We start from the raw sequence: 8,551 nt of genomic DNA, 5'->3' as shown, positions 1-8,551 counted from the left end.
AACGCCCGGTTACATTCCGAACCCGGAAGCTAAGCCTCATAGCGCCGATGGTACTGCAGGGGGGACCCTGTGGGAGAGTAGGACGCCGCCGAACTATTTTTGAATGGGAAACCCCCGCACCTTATGGTGCGGGGGTTTTCTGCGTTCTGGGGCTCCTGCGAATTAGGGTCGGGATATGCGATACGAACTGGTCATCTTCGACAACGACGGTGTCCTCGTGGACAGTGAGCCCCTCTCCAACACAATCCTCGCCGGCTATCTGACCGAGCTCGGGCACCCCACCTCCTACGAAGACTCCCTGCGGGACTACATGGGCGCCGCCGTCCACCGCGTACACGATCTGATCCTCGAGCGGAGTGGGCAGCGGCTTCCCGAGGACTTCGACGACGTTTTCCACGGACGGGTCTTCGCCGCTTTCGAGCGGGAGCTGCAGCCGGTCCAAGGGGCCGTGGAAGTGCTGGAGAAGCTGACCGACGACGGGGTGGCGTACTGCCTGGCCTCCTCCGGGAGTCATGAGCGGATTCAGGTCGGGCACCGGAAGGCCGGGCTCGACAAGTGGTTCGACCAGGGGCGGGTCTTCAGCTCGCAGGACGTGGGGCGGGGAAAGCCGGCGCCCGATCTTTTCCTGTATGCCGCCGAACGCATGGGCGTGGCGCCCGAGAAGTGCGTCGTCGTGGAGGACAGCCCGCTGGGCGTGCAGGCCGCGGTCGCCGCCGGAATGGATGTCTTCGGGTTCACCGCCATGACGCCGCCCGAGCGGCTGGCGGGTGCCACCAAACTCTTCGGGGACATGCGCGAGTTGGTGGACCTGCTCGCATGACGACAGTGACGACGTGCCGAGATTGGGCGGGTGATCCATCTACCCACTGGTAGACCTGGGGCCTACGCTCTGCAGCCATGACCGAAGTGCTGCGGCGCGGCAGGGCCTCGCTGGCGTTCGCCTTCCTGGTGCAGGGAGTCACGTTCGCCCTGCTCGTGACGCGGATTCCGGCGATCCAGGACCGCTACGGGATATCGGACGGGCTGCTGCCCGTCTTCCTCGCGGCGGTGCCGATCCTGGCCGGAATCGGGAGCCTCGGCACCGAGCGGCTGGTGCGGAAGGTGCCGCCGAGCGCGGTGCTGAGATGGTCGCAGCCCGCGGTGCTGCTGGCGCTGCTCGGGGTCGGCGCGGGTGACGCGATGTGGCACGTGGCCGTGGCGCTCGGGGCGTTCGGGCTTGCCGTGGGGGCGCTCGACGCGTCCATGAACATGCTCGGGGTGAGCCTCCAACGGGCGTACGGGCGCAGCATCATGCTCGGATTCCATGCCGCGTACAGCCTGGGCGGGATCGTGGGCGCGTCGGCCGCCTGGGCCGGGGCGCACTGGGACCTTTCGCTCTTCGTCTCCTACCTGCCGGCCGTGGCGGTCCTGCTGCCGGCCGCGCTGGTTGGCAGCCGGTGGTACGTCGACGCGGCGCCGGTCCAGGGCGCGGCGGTACCGACGGAGGGGGCGGGCGGAGGTGTCGGCTTCAAGTTGCTGCTTCCGCTCTGCCTCGTGATGACGTTCGCGTACATCGGGGACTCGACGGTCTCCAACTGGAGCGCCAAGTATCTGCAGGACGTGCTGGGGAGCTCGGAGGAGGTCTCGACGGTTCCGTACAACGTCTACATGGTCATGACGCTGGTGGGGCGCGGGCTCGGGGATCTGGGGGTGCGGCGGTTCGGGGCCGTGGCGGTGGTGCGGGGCGGGTCGGTGGTGGCCGCGCTGGGGTTCGCGGTGGTGGCGGCGGCGCCCGGGGCGTGGGTGGGGATCGCCGGGTTCACCGTGCTCGGGCTGGGGCTGTGCGTGATCGTTCCGCAGACGTTCGCCGCGGCGGGGAGATTGTTCCCGGGGGCTTCGGATGCGGCCGTGGCACGACTGAATGTCTTCAACTATGTGGGGTTTTTGATCGGTTCGCCGCTGGTGGGCGGACTCGGGGATGTCTGGAACTACCGGGGGGCCATGGTCGTTCCTCTGGTGTTGGTGCTCCTGACCTTGCTGTACGCCCGTTCCTTCGCCCCGGGACCGGACCGGTACGGTGACGGGCATGAGTGGCCGCGCGCAGCTGATGTGGGACGAGGCAGTAACGGGCTATGACTTCGGCCCGGGTCACCCGATGGACCCGGTCAGGCTCGGGCTGACCCGAAGTCTGGTCGACGCCTTCGGGCTCGACCAGGAGCTGGAGGTCGTCGCGGCCAAGCGCGCCGGAGACTCGACGCTGCGGCTCGTGCACCGCGGGGACTACGTGGACGCGGTCAAGGCCGCTTCCGCCGATCCCGCGTCCGCCCGCGGGGAGTACGGGCTCGGCACGGAGGACGACCCGGCCTTCGCCGGGATGCACGACGTGTCGGCGCTGATCGCCGGGCAGTCCGTGGGCGCTGCCGAAGCGGTGTGGCGCGGGGACGCGCTGCACGCGGTGAACTTCGCGGGCGGGCTGCACCACGCGATGCCCGGGTCCGCCTCCGGCTTCTGCATCTACAACGACGCGGCGCTGGCCATCGCCCGACTGCTCGAACTGGGCGCCGAGCGCGTCGCGTACGTGGATGTGGACGTGCATCACGGCGACGGGGTCCAGGCCGCGTTCTGGGAGGACCCGCGGGTCCTCACGATCTCGCTGCACGAGCATCCGCGGACGCTGTTCCCGCAGACCGGGTGGCCCGAGGAGACCGGCGCGGACGGCCCGGCGGAGGGCACCGCGGCGAACGTCGCGCTGCCGGCCGGGACCGGTGACGCCGGATGGGTGCGGGCCTTTCACGCCGTGGTGCCCGAGCTGCTCGCCGAGTTCCGGCCACAGGTCCTCGTGACGCAGCACGGGGCCGACACGCACTTCGAGGACCCCCTGGCGCACCTCGCGGTGTCGCTGGACGCTCAGCGGGCCGTGCAGGTGGCCTGCCACGACCTGGCCCACGAGCACGCCGACGGGCGCTGGGTCGCTCTCGGGGGCGGGGGGTACGCCGTGGTGGATGTGGTGCCGCGCTCCTGGACCCATCTCGTGGCCATCGCGGCGGGACGCCCCGTCGAGCCCACGGCGGAGACCCCCGAGGCGTGGCGGCACGAAGTGTTCGCGCGGACGCGGCAGTTGGCGCCGGGGCGGATGACGGACGGCCGGTGGCCGGTGGACTGGAAGGGCTGGGAGTCGGGGTACGACCCCGCCGACCGGCTCGACCAGGCTGTGCTCGCCGCGCGGAGGGCGGTGTTCCCCTTGCGGGGACTGCTGGCGTAGGGGTGTCGGCGTAGAGGCAGAGGGCTGTCGGCGTAGAGGCAGGAGGCTGTCGGCGTAGCGGCAGGGGGCTGTCGGCATAGAGGATGTGCGGCGAGGCCGCCGGATTATGCCCGCGTTAGCCCAACTGTGGGGGCTTTCCGGGGTTTTGAGGCACCATGGGCGCCGGTGCGCCAGCATCGGACCGTGTTGAGCACCGGAGCGCTGCGTGCGCATCTGTTGGCGGCTCGGTTGGCCGGGCCCGTGGCCACGTCGCGGGAGCAGAGCCTGCGGAGTTATCGGCTGTTCGCGGCGCGGGACCCACGGATACTGCTGGGGCTCGACCCCGAATGGAGCTGGGGCTCCGGCGACCTGCTGCGCCTGATGTCCGACAAGTGCGGAGTGTCCGCCGACCCGGGGTGCACCACGGGCGCCGATGTCATCGATCCCGAGCGGACGCTGACGGCGCTCGACGCCTTTGCGGAACGGCTCGCGGCGGCGGCGCGACGACGGCTCCCGGTGCTTCTCGGGACCGGTCACCCGCACCGACTGCTCGGGTTCTACGCCGCGTTGGCGGACGCTTTGTCGGCGGCGGGATGTCCCGTCCTCACCCCCGCGCAGGGCAGCAGTGTCGACATAACGACCCGGTTCGGCCTACGCACGTACAACCTTGACTACGTACAAGGAGTCGCGCTGGTGCGCGAACCCGGCGCGCGTCCCACCGGGAGTGACACCGGCGCACACACCCACTCACCCCTCCCGATTCGGGCCGCTCTGGACGCCGCTGCGGAGGCCGGCGGACCGCTTCCCGAGTTGGTCATCGGGGACCACGGATGGGTCTGCGGAGCAGGTCAGCTGGGGTTTGAGGCGATCGGTCTGGCGGATACGGACGATCCCGCGCTGTTCGTCGGAGAGGCCGAGGGGCAGGTGTCCGTCGTCGTTCCGCTTGATGACGCTGTGCGGTCTGATTACTACCGACCGCTTACTCGCTATGTACTCAATCGAGCGTGTCTGTCACAGTAGGCGGCCGATCGCGGCTCCTCTTCCCCACTCGCATCATCCGCCCCTAGTCTGGGGAGTGAGCGCGCAGAGACGAAGAGTCACCGGAAGGGGAAGCCGGTGCCCGTCATGTGCGGAAGGTTCAGGTGGGGTGTCATGGCTGCAGAGCAGAGGCCGCTGAACGAGGTCGCGTTCCTGACCGTGGCGGAAGTCGCCGCGGTGATGCGAGTGTCCAAGATGACCGTGTACCGCTTGGTGCACAGCGGTCATCTGCCCGCCATCCGGGTCGGGAGGTCCTTCCGGGTCCCGGAGCAGGCGGTTCACGAGTACCTCCGCGAGTCTTATGTGGGGGTTGAGGCTGGTTGAGTCACGGGTCCCCGGGTCCGTGGCGCAGGGTTCATGGCTCCTCGATTACGTCCCTCACGCGGGGGCAGGTAGGCTAGGCCGACGTAGGTCGTGTGGGCCCAGTCTGCTGCCCCGCACCGAGTGAAGAGAAGTGAGCGAGGGTAGTCGTGGGCTCTGTTATCAAGAAGCGGCGTAAGCGGATGGCCAAGAAGAAGCACCGCAAGCTGCTGAAGCGCACTCGCGTTCAGCGTCGCAACAAGAAGTAAGCGACAGCTGCACAGCGTGTCCGAAGCCCTCCCCTCATCCGACGGGAGGGCTTCGGTGTTTTCGGCCGTCTCTGGGTGCGCGGTCGTCACAGCGCGACGTCCACCCGCTAGCGTGGTCCGCAACGCCGACGGTGGTGCGGCGACGGTGGTGGGGCGAGGGTCGGGGAAAGGCAGGCGCTGATCTTGGGCAAGGTCGTGCTCGTGACCGGAGTGGCCCGGCAGCTGGGCGGACGGTTCGTCCGGCGGGTCCAGCGCGATCCCGAAGTCGACCGGGTGATCGCCGTCGACGTCGTCCCGCCCGAGCACCATCTCGGCGGCGCGGACTTCGTCCAGGCCGACATCCGGCAGCCCACGATCGCCAAGGTCCTCGCGGAGCACAGCGTCGACACGGTCGTCCACATGGACGTCAGCGCCACCGCCCTCGGCGGCCGCGACGGCAGGGGCGGCCGCGGCTCGGTCAAGGAAACCAACGTCATCGGCACGATGCAGCTGCTCGGCGCCTGCCAGAAGTCGCCGACGGTGAAGCGGCTCGTGGTGAAGTCGAGCACCAGCGTGTACGGCTCGGCGCCCAGGGACCCCGCGGTCTTCACGGAGACCACGCCGCCCAAATCGCTGCCGAGCGGCGGCTTCGCCAAGGACATCGTCGAGGTCGAGGGCTATGTGCGCGGGTTCGCGCGGCGCCGTCCCGACGTCGCCGTGTGCGTGCTGCGCTTCGCGAACATCCTGGGGCCCGCTGCGGACTCCCCGCTCGCCGAGTACTTCTCACTGCCGGTCCTGCCGACCGTGTTCGGCTACGACCCGCGCCTGCAGTTCGTCCACGAGGACGACGCGGTCGAGGTGCTGCGGCTCGCCTCGCACGAACCGCAGCGCGGCACGCTCAACAGCGGCACCTTCAACATCGCCGGCGACGGCCAGCTGCTCCTGTCCCAGTGCTCGCGGCGGCTCGGCCGCCCCACCGTGCCCCTCTTCCTGCCGGCCGTCACCTGGGTCGGCTCGGCGCTGCGCACGGTCGGCATGACGGACTTCTCGCCCGAGCAGATCAGACTGCTCACCCACGGCAGGGTCGTGGCCACCCGGCAGATGCGCGAGACACTGGGGTTCCGGCCGAAGTACACGACCGCGGAGGCCTTCGCGGACTTCGTGCGCAGCCGGGGCCCGGGACTGCTGCCGCCAGGTGCCCTCGCGGGGGCAGTCGACCGGATCGCCGCGCTGCCCCTCGCGGGTGGCCACCAGAGCGCCAACTGAGGAGAGCGTCAACCATGGCGGACGCCAAGGTCATTCCGTTCGACGACGACCGGTCGCGCGGGAGTGCGCAGCGCACCTCGCGACGGAGGTCCGCGCCCCGGCGCAAGGGTGATCCCGTGGCCGGGGTCAAGGCGCTGCCCGGGCAGCAGGACGGGCCCCAGCAGGGCGGCCCCCAACAGGGCGGGGACCCGCGGGTGACGCCCCCGGAGCCTTCAGGGCGGGAGCAGGGACCCGAGCCGCGGAGCGGCGGCGGGTGGGACCGGCGCGTCGCGGGCGGCCTGGCCTTCCTGCGGCGGCGGCTCACGGGGGAGTACGAGGTCGACGACTTCGGTTACGACGAGGAGCTCACCGACCAGGTCCTGATGTCGCTGCTCCGCCCGTTCTACGAGAAGTACTTCCGGGTGGAGGTGAAGGGCATCGAGAACATCCCCGCCGACGGCGGGGCGCTGATCGTCGCCAACCACTCCGGGACGCTGCCGCTTGACGGCCTGATGATGCAGGTCGCGGTGCACGACAACCACCCGCACGGCCGGCATCTGCGGCTCCTCGCCGCCGACCTCGTCTTCATGCTCCCGGTGATCAACGAACTGGCCCGCAAGGCCGGGCACACGCTGGCCTGCGCGGAGGACGCGGAGCGGCTCCTCGAGCGGGGCGAGCTGGTCGGTGTGATGCCGGAGGGCTTCAAGGGCATCGGAAAGCCGTTCAGCGAGCGGTACAAGCTGCAGCGGTTCGGCCGCGGCGGCTTCGTGTCGACGGCGCTGCGGACGGGCTCGCCGATCGTGCCCTGCTCGATCGTCGGGGCGGAGGAGATCTACCCCATGATCGGCAACGCGAAGACGCTGGCGCGGGTGCTGGGCATCCCCTACTTCCCGATCACGCCGACGTTTCCGTGGTTGGGGCCGTTGGGGGCGGTGCCGCTGCCGACGAAGTGGACGATCCAGTTCGGGGAGCCGATTCCGACGGACGGGTATCCGCCGGAGGCGGCGGAGGATCCGATGCTGATGTTCAACCTGACGGACCAGGTGCGCGAGCAGATCCAGCATTCGCTGTACAAGTTGCTGGTGCAGCGGCGGTCGGTGTTCTTCTAGGGGTTCTTCGTCCGTCCGGCGTCCTTCCTGGCGTTCTTCCATGCCGTACGCAGTCGGGGGCGCCCTCCTGTGTGGAGGGCGCCCCCGACCGCGTACTGGTGGGTGCTACTTCGTGTCCTCGCCCTTGATGCCCAGCTCCGGGAGCTGGAGACCCGGCAGGAGCGGTGGCAGCGTCACGTCCGGTTTGGGGGGCGTGGTGTGCTGGCCGGGCTTGCTCTTGCCGTCCGAGGGGGCCGGGCTCGTCTTCTTGTCGTCCGGCGGGTCGAGGAGGCCGCCGGTGGTGCCGCCGAGGATGCCCTCGTCCTCGCGGTCCGACGTGGAGGGCCTGGGCTTGCTGTCGCTGCCCGCACCGCCGCCGTGCGAGCTGCCGCTGCCCGAGGGGCGGGTGGGGCGCCCGTCGGAGCTGTCGGAGCCGCTGGGGCTCTGGGACGTCCGGCCGGTGCTGCCGCCCTTTTCCGGGGGGCTGGGCAGCAGGGACCGCAGCGGTTCGACCTCTTCGTCCATGGCGTCGAAGACGGAGTTCACCTGCTCGCCCACGTCGCCCAGCTGGACGGGGAGGCGGCCCTGGAGGTCGCTCCACGCCTCGCGGTGCGACCGGGAGAACGCGGACAGCGCCTGGATGGCGCCCAGGGAGCCGTCGCGCTCGTACGCCTCGAGGAGGAGGCGGTGGCCTTCCGTGGCGTCGTGCCGCATGCCGGAGAGGGCTCGCCTGACCTCGCCGAGCGACTCGTGGTCGAGGGCGCCTGAGCGGCCCCGCTCCATGAGCCTGCGGGCCTCGCTCAGCCGCGTGGAGGCCTGGTCGAGGTAGATCCGGCCGCGGTCGCTGTCGTCGTCGGCCAGGCCCCGCTTGAAGTCCTCCATGCCGCGCTTGAGGCCGTACAGCGAGTCGCCCGGGAGGGCGTCGGAGCTGGCGGCGGCGACACCGCCGAACGCGCCCGCGGCGACGCCGACAGTGAGGCCGCCGGCCGCGATCCCCTTGGACAGGCGGGAGCGCGGACGCAGTTTCTGCAGGGCGCCCGCCCGGTGGGCACCCTTGCGGGACCGCTGCTGTGGCACCGACGGGGTGCCGCCCTCCAGGAGCATGGCTTCCATCGCGGCCACGAGCTGGGCGCGCTGGACGACCTTGACCTCGGGGTCGAGGGCGGGTTTGGGCAGTGCGTCGAGACCGTCCGCCAGGGCCAATAGGTGGCTCTGCTCGGTCGGCTCGGCGCGGGCCGCGGTGGTTTCGGTGGACTCCACGGGTGCGGCCGCGGGCGCGGGCGTGAGTGCGGAGTCCTCGGACTGCTCGGCTGCCGGGCCCTGGTCGGAACGCTCCTCCAGGGCCTGGGCGAAGGCGTTCGCCCGCCGGTGGGCCGATACGTTCGCGATCACTGGCGGCACCTCCTCTCGTC

General features: G+C 70.5%; 9 protein-coding genes and 1 rRNA gene. 9 read left to right on the top strand and 1 reads right to left on the bottom strand.

Annotated features, from left to right (window positions below):
* The 9 genes from rrf to ACZ7LU_RS17050 form a co-directional block, all read left to right on the top strand.
* Nucleotides 1–94, top strand: a 5S ribosomal RNA gene (gene rrf / locus ACZ7LU_RS17090); the annotation flags it as partial.
* Nucleotides 95–175: 81 nt separating this feature from the next.
* Nucleotides 176–820, top strand: a complete 645-nt coding sequence (locus ACZ7LU_RS17085; RefSeq protein ID WP_471917056.1) for an HAD family hydrolase — start codon at nucleotides 176–178, stop codon at nucleotides 818–820.
* A gap of 77 nt (nucleotides 821–897) precedes the next feature.
* The gene (locus ACZ7LU_RS17080; protein WP_468316994.1) at nucleotides 898–2,115 is read left to right on the top strand and encodes an MFS transporter; all 1,218 of its coding nucleotides are present in this window, start codon (nucleotides 898–900) and stop codon (nucleotides 2,113–2,115) included.
* Nucleotides 2,066–3,241 (top strand): acetoin utilization protein AcuC, encoded by a 1,176-nt coding sequence (locus tag ACZ7LU_RS17075; RefSeq protein ID WP_468316992.1) that lies wholly within the window; start codon nucleotides 2,066–2,068, stop codon nucleotides 3,239–3,241. Before ACZ7LU_RS17080 ends, ACZ7LU_RS17075 begins: the two co-directional genes overlap by 50 nt.
* Before the next feature lie 183 nt (nucleotides 3,242–3,424).
* A complete protein-coding gene (locus ACZ7LU_RS17070) occupies nucleotides 3,425–4,240 on the top strand; it encodes a phosphatase (RefSeq protein WP_398312775.1) in 816 nt (271 codons plus the stop codon).
* A 132-nt stretch (nucleotides 4,241–4,372) separates the two neighbouring features.
* The gene (locus ACZ7LU_RS17065) at nucleotides 4,373–4,582 is read left to right on the top strand and encodes a helix-turn-helix domain-containing protein (protein WP_362996452.1); all 210 of its coding nucleotides are present in this window, start codon (nucleotides 4,373–4,375) and stop codon (nucleotides 4,580–4,582) included.
* 146 nt (nucleotides 4,583–4,728) lie between these two features.
* Nucleotides 4,729–4,827: a 30S ribosomal protein bS22 gene (locus ACZ7LU_RS17060; protein ID WP_003948845.1), complete on the top strand. Its 99-nt coding sequence runs from the start codon at nucleotides 4,729–4,731 to the stop codon at nucleotides 4,825–4,827.
* Nucleotides 4,828–5,010: 183 nt separating this feature from the next.
* Nucleotides 5,011–6,072 (top strand): NAD-dependent epimerase/dehydratase family protein, encoded by a 1,062-nt coding sequence (locus ACZ7LU_RS17055; protein ID WP_471917055.1) that lies wholly within the window; start codon nucleotides 5,011–5,013, stop codon nucleotides 6,070–6,072.
* A 14-nt stretch (nucleotides 6,073–6,086) separates the two neighbouring features.
* Nucleotides 6,087–7,160, top strand: coding sequence for a lysophospholipid acyltransferase family protein (locus ACZ7LU_RS17050; protein WP_468719026.1), 1,074 nt, complete (start codon nucleotides 6,087–6,089; stop codon nucleotides 7,158–7,160).
* A 105-nt stretch (nucleotides 7,161–7,265) separates the two neighbouring features.
* On the opposite strand, the gene ACZ7LU_RS17045 is transcribed toward ACZ7LU_RS17050, so the two are convergent.
* On the bottom strand, nucleotides 7,266–8,531 hold the full coding sequence (locus tag ACZ7LU_RS17045; protein ID WP_471917054.1) for a DUF5667 domain-containing protein: 1,266 nt from the start codon (nucleotides 8,529–8,531) through the stop codon (nucleotides 7,266–7,268).
* Nucleotides 8,532–8,551 lie beyond the last annotated feature (20 nt).

The organism is Streptomyces sp. NPDC039462, assembly GCF_055639375.1.
Note: the sequence above shows the minus strand (reverse complement) of the source record. Positions and strands in the feature narration are given on the sequence as shown.

What these genes read in the sequence shown, in the direction of transcription:
- ACZ7LU_RS17085 (WP_471917056.1), top strand. Translation starts at nt 176, where the DNA reads ATGCGATACGAACTGGTCATCTTCGACAACGACGGTGTCCTCGTGGAC.
- ACZ7LU_RS17080 (WP_468316994.1), top strand. Translation starts at nt 898, where the DNA reads ATGACCGAAGTGCTGCGGCGCGGCAGGGCCTCGCTGGCGTTCGCCTTC.
- ACZ7LU_RS17075 (WP_468316992.1), top strand. Translation starts at nt 2,066, where the DNA reads ATGAGTGGCCGCGCGCAGCTGATGTGGGACGAGGCAGTAACGGGCTAT.
- ACZ7LU_RS17065 (WP_362996452.1), top strand. Translation starts at nt 4,373, where the DNA reads ATGGCTGCAGAGCAGAGGCCGCTGAACGAGGTCGCGTTCCTGACCGTG.
- ACZ7LU_RS17050 (WP_468719026.1), top strand. Translation starts at nt 6,087, where the DNA reads ATGGCGGACGCCAAGGTCATTCCGTTCGACGACGACCGGTCGCGCGGG.